The organism is Aliiroseovarius sp. B-4 (assembly GCF_056857795.1).
This window is the reverse complement of the sequence record NZ_JBSXNV010000032.1, coordinates 82,172-100,754: the sequence shown is the minus strand read 5'-3', so window position 1 is coordinate 100,754 and position 18,583 is coordinate 82,172. Positions and strand designations below refer to the sequence as shown.

16 protein-coding genes are annotated in these 18,583 nt (G+C 59.3%); 6 read left to right on the top strand and 10 right to left on the bottom strand.

Going from position 1 to position 18,583, the window contains the following annotated elements:
• Window positions 1-32 precede the first annotated feature (32 nt).
• From lpdA to puuE, 6 genes are all read right to left on the bottom strand, one after another.
• The gene (gene lpdA, locus AC13C8_RS06790) at window positions 33-1,772 is read right to left on the bottom strand and encodes a dihydrolipoyl dehydrogenase (RefSeq protein WP_482846817.1); all 1,740 of its coding nucleotides are present in this window, start codon (window positions 1,770-1,772) and stop codon (window positions 33-35) included.
• 13 nt (window positions 1,773-1,785) lie between these two features.
• On the bottom strand, window positions 1,786-3,048 hold the full coding sequence (gene aceF / locus AC13C8_RS06785) for a dihydrolipoyllysine-residue acetyltransferase (RefSeq protein WP_091432917.1): 1,263 nt from the start codon (window positions 3,046-3,048) through the stop codon (window positions 1,786-1,788).
• Window positions 3,049-3,071: 23 nt separating this feature from the next.
• Window positions 3,072-5,729, bottom strand: a complete 2,658-nt coding sequence (gene aceE, locus AC13C8_RS06780) for a pyruvate dehydrogenase (acetyl-transferring), homodimeric type (protein ID WP_482846816.1) — start codon at window positions 5,727-5,729, stop codon at window positions 3,072-3,074.
• Window positions 5,730-5,938: 209 nt separating this feature from the next.
• Complete coding sequence (locus tag AC13C8_RS06775; RefSeq protein ID WP_091432923.1) at window positions 5,939-7,375, bottom strand: uracil-xanthine permease family protein; 1,437 nt, start codon at window positions 7,373-7,375, stop codon at window positions 5,939-5,941.
• Between the two features lie 58 nt (window positions 7,376-7,433).
• The gene (locus AC13C8_RS06770) at window positions 7,434-7,925 is read right to left on the bottom strand and encodes an ureidoglycolate lyase (protein ID WP_091432925.1); all 492 of its coding nucleotides are present in this window, start codon (window positions 7,923-7,925) and stop codon (window positions 7,434-7,436) included.
• Window positions 7,922-9,337 carry an allantoinase PuuE gene (gene puuE, locus AC13C8_RS06765; protein ID WP_091432927.1) on the bottom strand — a complete coding sequence of 472 codons (1,416 nt, stop codon included), beginning with the start codon at window positions 9,335-9,337 and terminating at the stop codon, window positions 7,922-7,924. Before puuE ends, AC13C8_RS06770 begins: the two co-directional genes overlap by 4 nt.
• Window positions 9,338-9,481: 144 nt before the next feature.
• On the opposite strand from puuE, the gene uraH reads away from it, so the two are divergent.
• Window positions 9,482-9,835, top strand: a complete 354-nt coding sequence (gene uraH, locus AC13C8_RS06760; RefSeq protein WP_091432930.1) for a hydroxyisourate hydrolase — start codon at window positions 9,482-9,484, stop codon at window positions 9,833-9,835.
• A gap of 9 nt (window positions 9,836-9,844) precedes the next feature.
• Here the strand turns inward: uraH and AC13C8_RS06755 are convergent, their stop codons facing one another.
• Window positions 9,845-10,750, bottom strand: coding sequence for a LysR family transcriptional regulator (locus AC13C8_RS06755; RefSeq protein ID WP_482846815.1), 906 nt, complete (start codon window positions 10,748-10,750; stop codon window positions 9,845-9,847).
• Between the two features lie 102 nt (window positions 10,751-10,852).
• On the opposite strand from AC13C8_RS06755, the gene AC13C8_RS06750 reads away from it, so the two are divergent.
• The 4 genes from AC13C8_RS06750 (at window position 10,853) to AC13C8_RS06735 (ending at window position 14,557) form a co-directional block, all read left to right on the top strand.
• On the top strand, window positions 10,853-12,112 hold the full coding sequence (locus AC13C8_RS06750; protein WP_482846814.1) for a urate hydroxylase PuuD: 1,260 nt from the start codon (window positions 10,853-10,855) through the stop codon (window positions 12,110-12,112).
• 90 nt (window positions 12,113-12,202) lie between these two features.
• A complete protein-coding gene (locus AC13C8_RS06745) occupies window positions 12,203-12,874 on the top strand; it encodes an SDR family oxidoreductase (RefSeq protein ID WP_482846813.1) in 672 nt (223 codons plus the stop codon).
• Between the two features lie 358 nt (window positions 12,875-13,232).
• A complete protein-coding gene (locus AC13C8_RS06740; RefSeq protein ID WP_091432947.1) occupies window positions 13,233-13,922 on the top strand; it encodes a transglutaminase-like domain-containing protein in 690 nt (229 codons plus the stop codon).
• 14 nt (window positions 13,923-13,936) lie between these two features.
• Entirely contained in the window at window positions 13,937-14,557 is a 621-nt protein-coding gene (locus AC13C8_RS06735) for a GyrI-like domain-containing protein (RefSeq protein ID WP_091432952.1), read from the top strand.
• A gap of 92 nt (window positions 14,558-14,649) precedes the next feature.
• On the opposite strand, the gene AC13C8_RS06730 is transcribed toward AC13C8_RS06735, so the two are convergent.
• Both AC13C8_RS06730 and AC13C8_RS06725 read right to left on the bottom strand, forming a co-directional pair.
• Complete coding sequence (locus AC13C8_RS06730; protein WP_482846812.1) at window positions 14,650-15,798, bottom strand: M20 aminoacylase family protein; 1,149 nt, start codon at window positions 15,796-15,798, stop codon at window positions 14,650-14,652.
• 18 nt (window positions 15,799-15,816) lie between these two features.
• Window positions 15,817-17,019: a diaminopropionate ammonia-lyase gene (locus AC13C8_RS06725; RefSeq protein WP_482846811.1), complete on the bottom strand. Its 1,203-nt coding sequence runs from the start codon at window positions 17,017-17,019 to the stop codon at window positions 15,817-15,819.
• Between the two features lie 87 nt (window positions 17,020-17,106).
• Between AC13C8_RS06725 and AC13C8_RS06720 the strand changes: the two genes are divergently transcribed.
• Window positions 17,107-17,568, top strand: coding sequence for an Lrp/AsnC family transcriptional regulator (locus tag AC13C8_RS06720; protein WP_482846810.1), 462 nt, complete (start codon window positions 17,107-17,109; stop codon window positions 17,566-17,568).
• Here the strand turns inward: AC13C8_RS06720 and AC13C8_RS06715 are convergent.
• Window positions 17,565-18,476 carry a LysR family transcriptional regulator gene (locus AC13C8_RS06715; protein WP_482846809.1) on the bottom strand — a complete coding sequence of 304 codons (912 nt, stop codon included), beginning with the start codon at window positions 18,474-18,476 and terminating at the stop codon, window positions 17,565-17,567. The genes AC13C8_RS06720 and AC13C8_RS06715 overlap by 4 nt on opposite strands.
• Between the last annotated feature and the right edge of the window lie 107 nt (window positions 18,477-18,583).

Below are 18,583 nucleotides of genomic sequence, written 5' to 3'. Positions count from 1 at the left end.
GTCTGTTTGGTTGGCCCGGCTAGGGCCGCCCATCACTTCTTGCGCTTCTTCGGCGGCATCAGGTCGGTGATTGTGCCCTCGAACATTTCGGCGGCGAAGTTCACCGTTTCCGACAGGGTCGGGTGCGGGTGGATGGTGTGACCCAGATCGACCGCATCCGCACCCATCTCAATCGCCAGCGCGACCTCGGCAATCAGATCGCCCGCGTTGGGGCCGACAATGCCCGCGCCGATCACCCGGTCGTCCTCCTCGTCGAAGATCAGTTTGGTGATCCCTTCCGAACGTCCCAGCGACAGTGACCGGCCCGAGGCTGCCCAAGGGAAGCTGCCCTTGCCGACCTTGATGCCTTGTGCCTTGGCTTCGGTTTCCGTCAGGCCGACCCAGGCCACTTCGGGGTCGGTATAGGCGACCGAAGGAATGACGCGCGCGTCAAAGAAGCGCTTTTCGCCGGCGGCGACCTCTGCGGCCACTTTGCCTTCATGCACCGCTTTATGCGCCAGCATCGGTTGGCCGACCACATCGCCGATGGCAAAGATGTGTGCCACGCCTGTGCGCTGTTGGTTGTCCACGTTGATGAAACCGCGGTCGTCCACGGCGACACCTGCCTTTTCGGCGTCGACCGTTTTGCCGTTGGGTTTGCGGCCAACCGCGACCAACACCTTGTCAAACGTATCGGTTTTTTCACCGTCCGGGCCTTCCATCGTGACCTTAAGGCCTTTTTTTTGTGCCTCGACGGCTGTGACTTTCGTCTTGGTCAGGATCGCTTCATACCGCCCCTCGATCCGCTTGTGCAGCGGTTTCACGATGTCCTTGTCCGCGCCCGGAATGATCTGGTCCATGAACTCGACAATCGTCACTTTCGACCCAAGCGCATCATAGACCGTGGCCATTTCCAGCCCGATGATGCCGCCGCCCAGCACCAGCAGGCGCTTGGGAATGTCCTCAAGCTCCAACGCGCCGGTTGAATCGATCACGCGCGGGTCGTCATGCGGGATGAAGGGCAGGGTGACGGGTTCGGAACCCGCCGCGATGATACATTGGTCAAAGCTGACTTTGGTCAGGCCATCATCGGTCTGCACCTCGATCATATTCGGGCCAGAGAAGCGGCCATAGCCGTTCACGACATGCACCTTGCGGGCTTTCGCCAGACCCGACAGACCGCCGGTCAGCCCGTTCACCACCGAGGATTTCCAGTCGCGCAGGTCGTTCAGCTTGATCTTGGGTTTGGCAAAGCTGATGCCGTGTTCGCCCATCTCTTCAGCCTCGGTGATGACCTTGGCCGCGTGCAGCAAGGCCTTCGACGGGATACAGCCCACGTTCAGGCATACCCCACCCAGCGATGCATCCTTTTCGATCAACACGACCTTTTTGCCAAGATCGGCGGCGCGGAAGGCGGCGGTGTAACCACCGGGGCCGGAGCCCAGCACGACCACTTCGCCGTGAATGTCACCGGGACCGGTCGCGGTGCCTGTGGCGGCAACGGAGGCAGGAGCCTCTGCGGGTGTAGCTTCCGGTGCTGCCTCGGCAGGCGCATCGCCCGCATCGGCGGCGTCCAGCACCATGATGACCGAGCCTTCGGACACCTTGTCGCCTTCGGACACCTTGATTTCCTTCACCACACCTGCGGCAGGCGATGGGACTTCCATGGTGGCCTTGTCGCTTTCCAACTCCAACAACGGGTCTTCTGCGGCAACCGTGTCGCCGACAGCGACCAGAATGCCAATGACTGGCACATCCGAGAAATCGCCAATATCAGGAACTTTCACATCCATGTCTTCGTTCCCCTTACAGCATCAGCCGGCGCACATCGCCGAGCAGGTGTTTCAGTGTTGCCGAGAAGCGCGCCGCCAATGCGCCGTCGATGGCGCGGTGGTCATAGGACAGGCTGAGCGGCTGCATGTTGCGCGGCACGAACTCTTCCCCGTTCCAGACGGGTGCCATTTTCGACCGGGTCAGGCCCAGAATGGCGACCTCGGGCGCGTTGACGATGGGGGTGAATGACGTGCCGCCGATCCCGCCCAAGGACGAGATCGTGAAAGTTGCCCCCGACATATCATCGCCCTTCAGCTTGCCGTCGCGTGCCTTGGCAGACAGATCGCCCAGTTCCTTGGATATCTCGATGATCCCCTTGCGGTCGGCATCCTTGATCACCGGCACCATCAGACCGTTGGGCGTATCCGCCGCAAAGCCGATGTTATAGAAATCCTTGCGGATCAGTTTGTCGCCGTCGGGGTGGATCGACGAGTTAACTTCCCAGTGCTGCTTTAGCGCCGACACGCTGGCCTTGATCACGAAGGACAGAAGCGTGACGCGATAGCCGTCTTCCTTGGCCTGCGCGTCCAGCTCGCGGCGGTAAGCGTCCAGATCGGTGATGTCGGCTTCTTCGTTATGGGTGACATGCGGGATGTTCAGCCAGGACCGGTGAAGGGCCGGGCCGGACAGTTTCTTGATACGCGGCATTTCCACATCTTCGGTGGGACCGAATTTCGAGAAGTCCACGGCGGGAATCGGCGGTATGCCCATGCCGCCGCTGACGGCACCCCCGCTTGCGGGCGCGGATTGCGATTTCAGGAAAGCGGTCACGTCTTCGCGCAGGATGCGACCCTTGCGGCCCGATCCGTTGACCCGTGCCAGATCAATTTCCAACTGGCGCGCAAAGGCGCGAACCGACGGGCTGGCATGGGCCTTGCCAAAGCCCGCATCCGTTACCGTTGCCGGAGCAGCAGCAGGTGCAGGCGAGGGGGCTGGGGTCGCGTCAGGAGTTGGAGCCGCGTCGGCAATGGGCGCGGCGGCGGAGGTGTCAGCCCCCGCACCGTCACCTTCCAGCATCAAGATCAGCGAGCCTTCGGACACCGTATCGCCTTCGGACACCTTGATCTCGGCCACTTTCCCTGCGGCGGGCGAAGGCACTTCCAATGTGGCCTTGTCGCTCTCCAGCTCGATAATCGGGTCTTCTGCGGCAATCACGTCACCCACGCTGACCAGAACGGTCACAACGGGCACGTCGGAAAAATCGCCGATGTCGGGAACTTTCACTTCGATCGTCATAATTTATTCTCCTGTCTGTCCGTTCACACCAAGCGCGGGTTGGGCTTGTTGCCGTCGATGTCGTATTTGGAAAGTGCATCTTGCAGCTGTTTCTTGGTGACATTGCCGTCACGATAAAGGTCCACCATAGCCGCCGCTGCAATGTGGTTGGCGTCCACCTCGAAGAAGCGGCGCAGGTTCACGCGGCTGTCCGAGCGACCAAAGCCGTCGGTGCCCAGCACCGTGTAGCGCCCAGGCACGGCCAGCCGGATCTGTTCGGCATAGTTCTTCATGTAATCCGTCGCCGCGATGATCGGACCTTTGGTTTTGGACAATTGCTGGGTCGCAAAGGGTTCGCGCGGCTCGGCCAGCGGGTTCAGGCGATTCCAGCGCGCCACGTCCTGACAATCGCGCGCCAACTCGTTGAACGAGGTGGCCGACCAGATTTCCGCCGTGACGCCGAAATCTTCTTTCAGCATTTCGGCGGCTTTCATCGCCTGCACCAGAATGGTGCCTGACCCCACCAGGGTGACATGTTTCTTGCCGGGCTTCTTGACCTCTTGCAGGCGGTAAAGGCCCTTGATGATCTCGTCCTCGACGCCCATTGGCATGTCGGGATGCGAGTAGTTTTCGTTCATCAGGGTCAGATAGAAATACACGTCCTCATGATCGACATACATGCGTTGCAGCCCGTTATGCACGATCACCGCGACCTCGTATTGGAAGGTTGGATCATAGGTGATGCAGTTGGGGATCGTGCCCGCCAGAATATGGCTGTGCCCGTCCTCGTGCTGTAACCCTTCGCCGTTCAGCGTGGTGCGCCCTGCGGTGCCGCCCAGCATGAAGCCGCGCGCGCGCGAGTCGCCTGCCGCCCATGCCAGATCGCCGATCCGCTGGAACCCGAACATCGAGTAGTAGATATAGAAAGGGATCATCGGCACGCCATGATTGGAATAGGACGTCGCCGCCGCGATCCAGTCCGCCATGGCGCCGGCCTCGTTGATGCCTTCCTGTAGCACCTGACCATCGGTGCTTTCCTTGTAATACATCATCTGGTCGGCATCTTCGGGGGTATAGTTCTGCCCCTTGGGGTTATAGATCCCGACCGAGCGGAACAGACCCTCCATCCCGAAGGTGCGGCTTTCATCGGGTACGATGGGCACAACGTGCTTGCCGACATTCTTGTCGCGCAGAAGCGTGGTCAGAATGCGCACAAACGCCATGGTGGTCGAGATTTCGCGATCCCCGGTGCCTTTCAGTTGTGATGAAAACTTGTCGAGGCCGGGAATGTCCAGTTTGGGTGTGTCGCGCCAGTCGCGCTTGGGAAACTCTCCGCCCAGCTTCTTGCGCTGGTCCAGAAGATAGGATTTCTGCGCATTGTTCAGCTTGACGAAGGGCGCGTTCGGCAGGTCTTCGTCGCTGACCGGGATGTCGAACCGGTCGCGGAAGGCGCGCAGTTGATCCTCGGCCATCTTCTTTTGCTGGTGGGTGATGTTTTGGCCTTCACCGGCCTTGCCCATTCCATAGCCCTTGACCGTCTTGACCAGTAGACAAGTGGGTTCGCCCTTGGTCTCGGACGCGCGTTTGAAGGCGGTATAGACCTTTTGCGGGTCATGCCCGCCCCGGCGCAGCGCCCAGATCTGATCATCGGTCCAATCCTCGACCAGCGCGGCGGTTTCAGGATATTTCCCAAAGAAATGCTTGCGGATATAGGCCCCGTCCTTGGATTTGAAGGTCTGATAATCGCCATCGACGGTTTCATCCATGAGCTGGCGCAAGCGCCCGGTGGTATCTTTTTCAAGCAGCTCATCCCAGCCCTTGCCCCACAGGAGTTTGATGACGTTCCAGCCTGCACCGCGGAAATCGCCCTCCAACTCCTGCACGATTTTCGAGTTGCCACGCACCGGGCCATCCAGCCGTTGCAGATTGCAGTTCACCACGAAGATCAGGTTGTCCAGCCCTTCACGGGCGGCAAGGTCGATGGCGCCCCGGCTTTCGGGTTCGTCCATCTCGCCGTCACCAAGGAAGACCCAGACCTTTCGGTCGGCCATGTCGATCAAGCCTCGATTGTGCATGTATTTCATGAACCGCGCCTGATAAATCGCCATTAGCGGACCAAGACCCATCGAGACGGTCGGGAACTGCCAGTAATCCGGCATCAGCCACGGGTGCGGATAGGACGACAAGCCTTCGCCAGACACCTCTGAACGGAAGTTCTCTAACTGCTCTTCGGAAATGCGCCCTTCCATGAAGGACCGCGCATAGATGCCGGGGATCACATGACCCTGAAAGAACACAAGGTCGCCGCCGTGAATGGCAGACTTCGAGCGCCAGAAGTGGTTCAGCCCGATGTCATACATCACCGCCGAGGACGCAAAAGACGCGATGTGCCCGCCATATTCCGACGAGACCTTGTTGCGGCGCACGACGGTGGCCATGGCGTTCCAGCGGTTGATGGTGCGGATGCGCCATTCCATCTCCAGATTGCCGGGGATCTCTAGCTCGTCATCCGCCGGGATCGTGTTCTGATAAGGCGTGGTGGCGGAAAACGGCAGGTTGGCCCCGGCGGCGCGCGCCTGTTGAACGGACTTGTCCAGCAGGAAATGCGCCCGATCTGGCCCATCTTTCGCGATGACGTCTTCAATCGCTTCCTGCCATTCGCGAGATTCTACTGGATCGATGTCGTTTGGAAATTCAACCATGGCGCGGTCTCCGTATTGTGCGGTTCATTAGGCAATATTGGTCTATCCTGCGGCATTTGCCCACAGGATATATGCTTTAATTGAGAGAGAGGGGCACGCGCGCATGCGCCGCATGTTCTGGGGCGGGGACGCGAGATATCCGTTGGAGCCGGATGTCATCTTTTGTTTGGTCGGACGCCCCCATATTAGGGGCGCCCGTAAAGCCTGGATCAAGCGTGATCATCATGGGGCAACGAGCCACGACCATGGCCGGCCATCCCACCCGATACTTCCTCGGTCGCTTCATCTGCCAGTTCGTGCGGCAGGACCAGGTTCAGAACGATGGCGATCACCGCTGCGGGCAGAAGGCCCGAGGTCAGCAGGATGCGGGCGGTGTCGGGCATGTGCTGAAGCGCACCCGGTTCCAGTTGCAGACCAAGACCGATGGACAGGGCAATCGCGAAGATCACCATGTTGCGGCGGTTCCAGTCGACATCCGACAGCATCGAGATACCGGCGGCCACAACCATGCCGAACATCACGATCACACCGCCGCCCAGAACCTCGATCGGAACGGTGCGGATCACGCCGCCGACTTTGGGGATCAGCCCCGCGACGATCAGGAAGATCGCCCCAAAGGTCACAACGTGGCGGCTCATCACGCCGGTCATGGCGATCAGGCCCACGTTCTGGCTGAACGAGGTGTTGGGGAACGCGCCGAACATACCGGCGACGGCCGTGCCGATACCGTCGGCATATGTCGCGCCCTGGATTTCCTTGTCGGTTGCTTCGCGGCCTGCACCGCCTTTGGTGATCCCCGATACGTCGCCCACGGTCTCGATCGCCGAGATGAAGGCCATCAGACAGAAGCCAATGATCGCAGCGGCCGACATTTCGAACCCGTATTTGAAGGGCATCGGCAGGGCGAAAGCGCTGGCGCGGCTCCACGATCCGGTGATGGCTTCAATCGACAACATGCCGACCATGATCGCATAGATATAGCCGACGATCAGACCGATCAGCACCGCCGAGATCGACAACATGCCCTTGGTGAAGAATTTCAAACCAAGTGTCACCAAGATAACCACCAAGGCGGCGGACCAGTTCAGCAGCGAGCCGTATTCCGGCGTGCCAATCGCAGGAACACCGCCCGCGGCATACTGAATGCCCACCTTCACAAGCGCCAGACCGATCATCGTCACCACAAGCCCGGTCACAAGCGGGGGCAGGGCAAAGCGAAGCTTACCGACGAATGTCCCGATGAAGGCATGGAAGATACCACCGATGATGACGCCGGTGAACAGGGCGGCCAGCGCGTCAACGCCTTTGCCCGCCACAAGCGGGATCATGATCGGCAGGAACGCAAACGACGTGCCCTGCACGATGGGCAGCGCCGCGCCGACCGGGCCAATCGTTATGGTTTGCAGAAGCGTGGCAACACCCGCAAACAGCATCGACATCTGGATCAGATACAAGAGTTCCGGAAAGTCGGGTGAGTTCGACCCGAACCCGAAGCCCGCCGCACCCGCGACGATGATCGCAGGTGTGACGTTCGAAACGAACATTGCCAGGACGTGCTGGATGCCCAGCGGAATCGCCTTGTGCAAAGCGGGTGTATAGTTTGGGTCGCGAAGTTGCTCCGCTGTCCCGATGGAATTGTCAGCCATGTGGTTTCCTCCCAATTTGACTGTTCGCGCCAGGCCGCTGCTTCTGTGACAGGGTGCCTTATTTCACTGATTGAACGATGTAAGGATCGTCGAACCAGTGTTCGTCCAGGTTGGGTCCATCGCCGATACGATCAACGACGATAAACTGTCCCGGTTTTTCGATGGGGGCGAGCACGCCGTGCCAAACACCCCGCAAAAGATTGATGGATTGGCCCGGTTGCGACACGAAGGCCTTGAGGTTCACCGGCACCCCGTTCTGATCTTCGGCCACGATGACCAGCATCGGCACGCCGGACACCGGAATGAACGCCTGACTTCCCTCCGGGTGACGTTCGACCATGTCGACCACATGGGGAAACTGCCGCGCCTTGGCGTCAAACAGGCTGATCCCGGCACGCCCGTCGGCAAAATCCATGCGCGCAAGGTCATGGTGACGCCCGCACATGCCTTGATTGATCAGCTTGTCGGGTGCGCCCGAGACCTCGATCACGTCACCGAACGGCGCGAAGGCGGCCGCGGTCAGGGGCTGCGGGGTCAGTGCCCGGCTCACGGCAGCAGGTCCCTTAGGCGGAACTGGGCGATCCGTTCGACCTGTCGGCAGGCTTCGGCAAATTCGGTGTCGCGATCATTGTCGATACGCGTGTGGAAATTGGCAAGGATGGACGCCTTGTCGTGATCGCGCACCGCGATGATGAAGGGAAAGCCGTGCTTGTCCACATAGGTGGTGTTGAGCTTGGTGAAGGTCTCGCGTTCCTCGTCGGTCAGGTAATCCAGACCCGCGCCTGCCTGTTCCGACGTGCTTTCGGCGGTCAATTCACCTGCTGCGGCCAGCTTGCCCGCCAAGTCGGGGTGAGCGGTCAGAACGCCCAGACGCTCATCCTCGGACGCGGTGCGGAAGGCGCGGCAAAGCGCGTTGTGGACCCCTGCGGCGCTGTCATGGGCCGGGCCGAGCTCCAGATCATACGCGCGTTCGGCGATCCACGGGGAATGTTCAAAGATCGAGCCGTAAAGCGACACGAACCGCGCCTTGTCCATCTGGCTGGGCCGCTCGAACCGTTTGGGTGGATGGGTTTTCGCCCAATGCTCGGCAATGTCGATGCGGCGCGGGGTCCAGACGCCATCATGCGCCTGAATATGATCGATAAACCGTTTCAGACCTGCGATTTTGCCCGGTCGCCCCACAAGGCGGCAGTGCAGACCGATGGTCATCATGGCGGGACGCCCGGCATCACCTTCGGCATAGAGCGTGTCGAACGCATCGGTCAGATAGCGGCCAAAATCGTTGCCTGTCACCCAACCCGGCGCGGTGGCGAAACGCATGTCGTTGGCTTCCAGAGTGTAAGGGATAATCAGCTGATCGCAGTCGCCGACTTCCAGCCAATAGGGCAGGTCGTCGTCATAGGTGTCGGACACATAGGCGAACCCGCCTTCTTCGGCGGCCAGACGCACGGTGTTTTCTGAACAGCGCCCGGTATACCAACCGCGCGGGCGTTCGCCCACGACCTCGGTGTGCAGGCGGATCGCCTCGGCGATCGAGGCACGCTCGGCGTCTTCGGGCATGTCTTTATGTTCGATCCATTTCAGGCCGTGGCTGGCAATCTCCCAGCCTGCATCCTTCATCGCCTGAAGCTGTTCGGGGCTGCGCGACAGGGCGCGAGCGACGCCATAGATCGTCAGCGGAATATCCGCGCCGGTGAACAGACGATGCAGACGCCAGAACCCGGCGCGCGCGCCGTATTCATACATGCTTTCCATGTTCCAGTGGCGTTTGCCGGGCCAGGGGGCGGCGCCGGGAATGTCGGACAAAAACGCCTCGGACGCGTCATCCCCATGCAGCACGCAGTTTTCCGCGCCCTCTTCATAGTTTAACACGAACTGAACCGCGACCTTGGCGTTGCCCGGCCATTGCGGGTGGGGTGGCGTCGGGCCGTAGCCGCGCATGTCACGAGTGTAGCGTTTCAACTCGGGTCTCCTCATTTTCTTTCTTATACCGCAAAATAATTGCGGTCACTTTCACATTTTTTTTGAAAGAGCTTTTTGTCACTTCTCTATGTATTGATAACAAAACGCAGGACATTAATGGGACAACTCAGAAGGAGACGCCATATGACCGGATATCTGACCACGCATGTTCTGGACACTGCACGGGGCTGCCCGGCTGAGGGACTTGAGATCGACCTGTATCGCATCGAAGGGGACAAACGCATCCATCTGCGCAGCCTCACGACCAATGATGACGGGCGCACGGACGAGCAAATTCTGCCCGCTGATGAGTTTGAAATCGGCACCTATGAGTTGGTGTTCCATGCAGGCGCGTATCTGGACGCGATCGGCACACCGCCGGAAGAACCGCGTTTCCTGGACGTGGTGCCACTGCGCTTCGGGATGTCCGAGCCCGCGCATTATCACGTGCCGCTGCTGCTTTCGCCGTTTGGCTATTCAACCTATCGCGGCAGCTAGGGCGCGGGTCTATTTGGGCATCGACGCCTGAATGTGGTCCACCATGAAATCGATGAACAGGCGGGCCTTTGGGTCTTGCCTGCGCCTGTGCATGTAAAGACAGGCCAGCTGAATGGGCAGGGGGGGTTCATCGACCAGCACCGGCACCAGTCGCCCCTTGGCCAGATGCTCGGAAATTTCGAACACGGCTTTCAGAACGATCCCCTGACCATCCAGTGCCCAACTGGTCAGAATCTCGCCGTGATCGGATTCAAATGGGCCGGAAACAGTCACGCGCTTGACCCCGTTTGCGGTTTGCAGCGGCCATTGGAACTCTGGCGCGCCGGGATAACGCAGGTTCAGGCAATCATGCATATCGGTGCGCAACTCTTCGCTGGATGTCGGCATGCCGTGGTTCTTGATATAGTCCGGCGAGGCGCACAGAACACGCGGACAATCGGTAATCTTGCGAATGCGCAGATTGCTGTCTTCGGGCACACCCAAGAAGAACGCGGCATCCAAACCCTCGGCGGCCAGATCAAGTTTGCGGTCCGAGGATCGCAAGCGGATGTTGATCAGGGGATAGGCCTCTCTGAACGTCGGTACTGCCGGGGCGATAAACCGTTGCGCGATGCCGATGGGTGCGGCCACGTGCAAGGTGCCACGCGGCGACCGGGTGATGTCGCTGATGTCAGCCTCGGCGGCTTCGACCGCCTCAAGAATTTTACTGGCACCCTTGTAGAAGGTATTGCCCTGTTCCGTCGGGTTCAGCAGCCGCGTGGTGCGCTGAAACAGGCGGATGCCCAGATGCCCCTCAAGCTGCGATATACGCGACGACGCTACGGCGGCCGAGATGCGCAGATCGCGCGCGGCAGCCGACATGCTGCCCAATTCATAGACCCGTACAAAGGTTCTGATATTGTCCAGATAGGCCATGTCGCCATTCTTCCACTTTTTTTGAAGCAGCTAGATATTTTTTCCTAATATACGATAATGAGCCAGTGAGCTACTTTTTATAAAAGCTCGGAGGAACACCCTATGCAAGATCTTGCAATCATGTGGGATTGGCTGGCCTTTGCGGTCCGTTGGTTGCACGTCATCACCGCGATGGCCTGGATTGGCTCGTCATTTTACTTTGTCGCTTTGGACCTCGGTCTGCGCAAAGCGCCGGATCTACCGGTGGGTGCCCATGGCGAGGAATGGCAGGTTCACGGCGGTGGATTTTACCACATCCGCAAGTTTCTTGTGGCCCCCGAAAACATGCCCGAGCATCTGATCTGGTTCAAATGGGAAAGTTATACGACATGGTTGTCGGGCGCGGCTCTTTTGATGATCGTCTATTGGGTGGGCGGCGAGCTTTACCTGATCGACGCCCAGAAAGCTGACCTTGCACTGTGGCAGGGGATCGTGATCTCGGCCGTGTCGTTGTCGATTGGCTGGCTGGTTTATGACCGGCTGTGCAAATCGCCCCTGGCTGAAAATCCGACGGTTCTGATGGTGCTGCTGTTCGTGCTGCTGGTGGCCATGGGCTATGGCTATAACCAGATCTTCACGGGCCGGGCGACGATGCTGCATCTGGGCGCCTTCACTGCGACGATCATGACGGCGAACGTGTTCTTCATCATCATGCCCAATCAGCGCATCGTCGTGAAAGACTTGCAAGAAGGCCGCACGCCGGACGCCAAATACGGCAAGATCGCCAAGCTTCGCTCGACCCACAACAATTACCTGACGCTGCCCGTGATCTTCCTGATGTTGTCGAACCACTATCCGCTGGCGTTCGCGTCGGAATACAACTGGATCATCGCCGCATTGGTGTTCCTGATGGGTGTGTCGATCCGCCACTACTTCAACTCGAACCATGCGGGCACGAGCGACCCGAAGTGGACATGGCTGGTGACAGCGGTTCTGTTCATCCTGATCATGTGGCTGTCCACGGCACCGTTGGAAAACGACACGCTGGAAGAGGCCGAAGCCCGCCCCTTGAGCAAGACCGAGCAGATCTTCGCAGATGCTGAAGGGTTCGAGGAGGTCCAGGATATCATTCTGGGCCGCTGCTCCATGTGTCATGCGCGCGAGGTGTTCTATGACGGTATCCGACGTGCGCCCAAGGGTATTCATCTGGAAACCACAGGCGACATCACCCGCGCGGCACGGCAGATATATATTCAAGCGGGGGTGTCAGTGGCCATGCCACCCGCAAACGTGTCTTTCATGGAAGACGACGAGCGCAAGAAGATCATCAAATGGTATCGAAACGCAGCGAAGGATTTACCGTTCTACATCGCGTCGAACTGAACTCGCCTTGCGAACAGGTGATGCACGAATGGGCCTGCGCCAATGCAGAGGCCTTTTGCCTGTCCTGACCCCGGACCGTATGATCGGAGTATGACAGAATCAAAGAAACGCGCGCTTGTCATTGGGTCGTCCGGCGGGGTGGGGCAGGCGCTGATGAGTGCCTTACAGGGGCGTGGCTTTGATGTCACGGGCCTGTCCCGCACCGGCCAAGGGCTGGACATCACCAACGAGGGAAACGTGTCCGATGTGTTTGGGCAGCTTGACGGTTCCTTCGACCAGATCGTCGTCGCAACGGGCATACTGGCCGCCCGGTCCGGTCCCGAAAAATCCATCGGCGCGGTGACAGGTGATGAACTTGCCGCGCTGTTCGCAGTGAACGCCATAGGCCCTGCACTGATCCTTAAACATTCCAAACACCTGATGCCTCGCGACCGGCGTGTAATCTTTGCGGCGTTGTCTGCCCGCGTGGGATCCATTGGCGACAACAGGTTGGGCGGCTGGTATTCCTATCGCGCGTCGAAAGCTGCGCTGAACCAGTTGATCAAGACCGCGTCGGTCGAGCTGCGCCGGACGCACAAACACCTGATCTGCGTCGCGCTGCATCCCGGCACGGTCGCCACACCTTTCACCCGCGATTATCCCCAGCACACATCCGTCGCGCCCAAAGAGGCCGCCGACAATTTGCTGAATGTCATGGAAGGGCTGACCCCAGAGGATAACGGGTCCTTTTTTGACTGGGCGGGGAAGCAGGTGCCCTGGTGACGGATTTGTTGCAACCAAGTGGACAAGTGGAATTGTCACCAGTTGTGTAAAGCAGAAATGTCAGCATGAGCGCTGACGGTAGCAAAGCCTGACAGAGCGGAGACCTCACATATCGCAGCCCTGGCTGGCTTTGCGGCGGCAATGAATGCGAACCTTCTTGCAAAGTGCGGCGAAAGGGGCAAAGCGCCCTAAGTGACGGATGCTGTGCATCGTTGAAAAGGCGGGCTAGCGCAGTTAACCGCCCTTCGGCCTCGCAGCGAGTTCTTCGTTTGGCGCTTGGCAAGCGATGACTCCAAGCCGGACTGAATCATTGACGTGGGTCAATGCGATAGACGATCGGATCCGATAGGTTGCACCTATGGGTAAACTTGCTGACTACGATCATCCGGCCATCAGCGAGCTTGCGGCCCGCTTGACCCGATCCGAGACAACGCCGCGCCGCAAGCTCGACCGAATTTTCCACTATGTGCGCGATGAAATCCGGTTTGGATTTCCGATGAACGGCGATTTCGTCAAGGCATCGGAAACGATCCAGCTGGGATACGGACAGTGCAATACCAAGGCGACGCTCTTGCTCGCCCTCTGTAAGGCGGCAGGGATACAAGCGCGCATCCATTTCTCACTGATCACCAAGGATATCCAAAAGGGCTTCTTCACGGGCCTCGCCTATTGGCTGATGCCGAATGAAATCTCTCATTCGTGGATCGAGGTGGAAATCGAGGGCCAGTGGCGGCGGATCGACACATTCATCAATGACAAGTCCCTGTTCGACGCAGCCAAGGCCAAGATCAAACGTCTGGGCTGGTCGGTGGGCTATTCGGTGGCGTTGGAAGACGGTGAGGCCAGTGCCGATCTGAACCTCGATCATGCGGCCTATCAACAGATGGCGGCAGTCACCGATGACCACGGCGCCTGGGATGATCCGTCCGACTATTACGAAAGCGAGAAGTACAGAAACCGGCCAGACGGTGTACGCATGTGGTTCTATCGCCACCTCATCGGGGGAATAAACCGCCGTGTGGAAGCTGTGCGCTCGGAACCCGTTTGATTTGAAGGCTGCACATGAAGAAAATTGATATCAAGAAGCAGATGACCGCCCTTTATGGCACCACCTTGAAACAGGGGATGGTCATAGTTGATGTGCCCAAGATGAACTACCTGATGGTTGACGGCGACGGGAATCCAAACACATCGCAGGCTTTTGCAAATGCGGTGGAAGCTCTCTATTCTCTCTCTTACCCGCTAAAGTTCATGGTCAAGAAAGGCCCGCTTGCCATTGATTATGGGGTCATGCCGCTTGAAGCATTGTGGTGGACCGATGACATGAACAACTTCTCGTCAACCGACAAGGATTCCTGGAAATGGACGGCGATGATCAGCCAACCGGAATGGATTACGAGTGAGATGGTCGAAATTGCGCGCACGGCGACTGCCAAAAAGAAGGACCTCCCCGCGCTTAAGCAGGTTCGATTTGAGGCGTTGGAAGAAGGACCGGCTGCACAGTGCCTCTACATCGGTCCGTATGCGGGGGAACCGCCGACAATCACCGCCCTGCATGAGTTCATTGCGGACAACGGATGTGATCGTCGCGGTAAACATCACGAGATTTATCTGAACGATATGCGGCGCACGAAGCCAGCCAATCTCAGGACGATCATTCGCCAACCGATGGCGAGTAGGTAATTGTCGCAACCCAGCTTAGCATGTGCCCGGCTACAGCCCTTGCATCGCATAATGGGAGTTATGTTAACAGAGACGATAGGCCAACCGCAGTTTCAGGAGCTTGGAAGGCGTTGACGGGCGATGGCGACAAAAACGCCGCTGCCATGGCACAACGCCGCGTCATTGAAATCATAGGTTGGGCTGTGAAGCGGTGCTGACGCATCACCGTTGCCGATGAACGCAAAGCAGCCCGGGACGTGGTCAAGAAAGCGGGCGAAATCCTCGGAGGCGGTCATGGGTTCGGGCCTCACCGTGACTCGGGCAGAGACGGTTTCAACGGCGGTCAGAAGCTCGGCGGTCAGGTCAGCGTCATTGACCAGGGGCACGAATTCGCGCGAATATGTTACGGTCGCCTCAATGCCATGAGTTGCAGCGATGCCGCTTGCAATCCGGCGCATCTCGGCTTCGATCCGAGCAGAAATATCTGATCGGAAACTTCTTGCATCACCAATGATACGGGCTTGCCCAGGCAAGGCATTGCGCGTTCCATCGGTCCGCAACTCGGTGACGGAGACAACGGCAATGTCGGTGGGATCAAGGCGACGCGCCACGATTGTTTGCAAATCCAGCACCAGCGCGCAGGCGGGCACCATTACCTCGCGGGTCGTATGGGGCCGTGCTGCGTGCCCTCCCTGACCTTGCAGCGTGATTTCAAAGATATCCTCGGCAGACATGATTGGGCCAGCGCGTGTTTCCAGATGTCCGACGGGCAGACCGGGCAGGTTGTGCAGGCCGAAGACCTCGTCAAACGGGAAGCGTGCCATCAGCCCGTCGTCGATCATCGCCTGCGCGCCCCTGCCCCACTCCTCGGCGGGTTGGAACAGAAAGCGGATGGTGCCGTCAAACCCGCCGTCCGCTGCCAACACCTGTGCCGCACCCAGAAGCATCGCGGTGTGCCCGTCATGCCCACAGGCGTGCATGGTCCCGTGATTGGCGGAGGCCCAGCCTGTGTCATTGGCCTCGGTGATGCGCAAAGCATCCATGTCGGCACGCAGCGCAATGGCGCGGTTCGACGTGCCCCGCTGCAAAGTTCCGACCACCCCGGTGCGGCCGACGCCCTCGGTCACATCAACACCGAAGCTGCGCAGCTTTTGTGCGACGAACCCCGCTGTGCGAACCTCTTCGAAGCCAAATTCCGGGTGCTGGTGCAGATCACGGCGCCACGCTGTCATCTCGACTTCAAGTGTCGTTGGATCGTTCATCCAGTTACCCTCCGCGCTTCAGGCTATCCGTTCGGCTTGCAGAACAGCCTCGGGTGTGCGGCCGATGAGACTGGTATAAAGCGCAGGATCGGTTGCGCCTTCGGTGTTGATCACCAAAAGCCGCGCATCGGCGCCAAGACCGATGCGGGCGGCCAGTTCGGGGTCGTTCAGAACGGTGATTGCTCCCGCCAACCCCACGCCTCCACTTTCTCCGGCGACGACCGCAGGATCACCGGCAATCGGGTCTGCAAGGCGTCGCATGACCGACACCGCATCATCCTCATCCACGGTCATGAACCCATCCGCGACACGTTCCAGAACACGGAAGGCGACCAAGGACGGCTCGTAGCATTCCAGCATCGCCATCACGGTCGGCTCGGTCTCGTCCACCTTCACCGGTTGGTTCTGCTTGGCACTGGCGAGCACGCAGGCCGCCCGCGCCGGTTCAACCACCGTGATGTGGGGGCGACCCTTGCCCAGCAGCACCGCCAGATGTCCGGCAACGGCCGCCGCGAAGCCGCCGACCCCGGCCTGAAGGAACACATGCGTCGGAGGCATCGGTAGCTCTGCCAGCGCTTCGCGGACGATGGCGGTGTAGCCCTGCATGACCAATCCGGGGATGTCTTCATAGCCGGGCCATGATGTGTCGGACAGCACGGTCCAGCCCTTTTCTTCGGCAACGCTTGAAGCTTCGGCGACCGAGTCGTCATAGTTCCCAGCCACGCGCGTGATCTGGGCGCCAAATCCGGCGATGGCATCAATACGCGACTGGCTGACCCCGGCGTGAACAAAAATCACCGCCTTTGCCCCCATCAATCGGGCACCTTGCGCGACGGACCGACCGTGGTTGCCATCTGTGGCACAGGCAAAGGTCATGCTGCGCGCGATGTTGCGCACTTCATCAGACAATATTGCGTCGATGGGGATTGAGCGCCCCAGCTGGCGTTCGGCCCTGTCCTGCACAAGTCGCATCAGCGCATAGGCCCCGCCAAGCGCCTTGAAGCTGCCAAGGCCAAGCCGATGTCCCTCGTCCTTCAGGTGCAGCGCGCCGAGGTTCAGCCCTTTCGCAAGACCCGGAAGCGCGACCAGTGGTGTGGGCGCGCTGTTCTTTCTAAGGGTCAGGAGACGGGCAACGTTATTGGCCCCGGCGATCCCAAGCGTCTCGGCATCGCGTGGATCAAGGGGGTGGTCATGGTTCGGAAGGGTGTTGTGCAGATACATGGGGAACTCCGTGGTTGCAGAAATATTATTGCAAGCACGGTGAAATTTGCGCTGATTTTTGAGAGGTATTGTGCAAGTTTGTTTCACATGACCCCACTCGACGCATTCGATCTGGCCATTCTGCGCATCCTTCAGCGCGACAACACCTCGCCGCAGCGGCAGATTGGCGCGACGGTGAATCTGTCTGCGCCGTCCGTCCAACGCCGCATTCGCCGCATGGAAGCCGACGGTGTCATCACATCGAACGTGGCCGTCATTGACCCGGACAAGGTGGGGCTGCCATTGACCATATTCGTGCAAGTCGAACTGGTCAGCGAAACCCCTTCAGAAATTGACCTGATGAAGCGTCGGTTCCGTGACGCACCCGAGGTGCAGCAGTGTTTTTATGTCACCGGCGAGGCGGACTTCATGCTTGTCGTCGTGGTCGAAAGCATGGCGGCGTATGAGACATTTACCCGCCAGGTCTTTTTTCAGGACAGCAATGTCCGCAAGTTTCGCACTTTTGTGTCCATGGATGCGGTGAAGACGGGAACGGGACTGAACGTCTAGCGCCGTTCGCCCAAAAGCGGCTTGCTGTGCTCGATCACAAAGTCGACAAACAGGCGGATCTTGGGGTCTTGCAGTTTTTTGTGGGGATACAGGCAGCCAAAAATCGTCGGGACCGGTGGCGTTGCCGGCAGAACTTCCACCAGATTGCCATCGCGCAGATGCTCGGCCACGTCGAAGCGCGGTTTGTTTACGATGCCGCGCCCGTCCAGCGCCCAAGCTGTCAGCACGTCCCCGTCATCGGCATCGTACTTTCCCGCTACCTCCAGCTTGCGCAGTCCGGTCTTGGTTTGCAGTACCCAGAAATACTCGGGCGAGCGCGGATATCTGAGCAGAAGACAGTTGTGCTGGTCGCTCAGCAGGTCGTCGGGTGTCTGGGGCGTGCCGTTCTGGGACAGATAGGCGGGCGAGGCACACAAGACCCGGTCACAATCCCGGATCTTGCGCAATTTCAGGTTCGAATCGCTGGGGGTGCCGATGAAAAAGGCGATGTCCAACCCGTCGGCCATGATGTCGACCTTGCGGTCGGACAGGCGCATTTGCACCCGGGTATCGGGAAACGCCTCGACAAAACGGGGCACCAAAGGTGCAATAATCCGACGACCAGCCCCCAATGGCGCGGTCACACGGATGGTGCCGCGCGGCGCGTGCGAGAAGTTTGCGACCTTCGATTCCGCAATGTCCACGGTTTCCAGCACCGCTCTGGCTTCGTGGTAAAACAGCTCCCCAACTTCGGTCGGTGACAGCGACCGCGTGGTGCGATTGAACAACCGCACCCCCAGATGTTTTTCCAATTCTTTGATACGTTTACTTGCCACCGCCGGAGTCAGGCGCAGATCGCGCCCACCGGACGTGATGCTGCCCAGATCGACGACGCGCACGAAGACGCGCAGGCTTTCGATATAGGACATGCGGCCCCTTTCCGTGACGTGGATGCTGACCCCCGGACTGTGCCATGAGGCGCCGCCATTATCAACGATCTGTTGAAAGTCTTTGCCGATTCCGCCCCTGTGTGAGG

Bases quoted from the DNA above. Each gene is read 5' to 3' on its own strand.
- lpdA (WP_482846817.1), bottom strand. From the start codon at position 1,772: ATGGATGTGAAAGTTCCTGATATTGGCGATTTCTCGGATGTGCCAGTC.
- aceF (WP_091432917.1), bottom strand. From the start codon at position 3,048: ATGACGATCGAAGTGAAAGTTCCCGACATCGGCGATTTTTCCGACGTG.
- aceE (WP_482846816.1), bottom strand. From the start codon at position 5,729: ATGGTTGAATTTCCAAACGACATCGATCCAGTAGAATCTCGCGAATGG.
- AC13C8_RS06775 (WP_091432923.1), bottom strand. From the start codon at position 7,375: ATGGCTGACAATTCCATCGGGACAGCGGAGCAACTTCGCGACCCAAAC.
- uraH (WP_091432930.1), top strand. From the start codon at position 9,482: ATGACCGGATATCTGACCACGCATGTTCTGGACACTGCACGGGGCTGC.
- AC13C8_RS06755 (WP_482846815.1), bottom strand. From the start codon at position 10,750: ATGGCCTATCTGGACAATATCAGAACCTTTGTACGGGTCTATGAATTG.
- AC13C8_RS06750 (WP_482846814.1), top strand. From the start codon at position 10,853: ATGCAAGATCTTGCAATCATGTGGGATTGGCTGGCCTTTGCGGTCCGT.
- AC13C8_RS06745 (WP_482846813.1), top strand. From the start codon at position 12,203: ATGACAGAATCAAAGAAACGCGCGCTTGTCATTGGGTCGTCCGGCGGG.
- AC13C8_RS06740 (WP_091432947.1), top strand. From the start codon at position 13,233: ATGGGTAAACTTGCTGACTACGATCATCCGGCCATCAGCGAGCTTGCG.
- AC13C8_RS06735 (WP_091432952.1), top strand. From the start codon at position 13,937: ATGAAGAAAATTGATATCAAGAAGCAGATGACCGCCCTTTATGGCACC.
- AC13C8_RS06730 (WP_482846812.1), bottom strand. From the start codon at position 15,798: ATGAACGATCCAACGACACTTGAAGTCGAGATGACAGCGTGGCGCCGT.
- AC13C8_RS06725 (WP_482846811.1), bottom strand. From the start codon at position 17,019: ATGTATCTGCACAACACCCTTCCGAACCATGACCACCCCCTTGATCCA.
- AC13C8_RS06720 (WP_482846810.1), top strand. From the start codon at position 17,107: ATGACCCCACTCGACGCATTCGATCTGGCCATTCTGCGCATCCTTCAG.
- AC13C8_RS06715 (WP_482846809.1), bottom strand. From the start codon at position 18,476: ATGTCCTATATCGAAAGCCTGCGCGTCTTCGTGCGCGTCGTCGATCTG.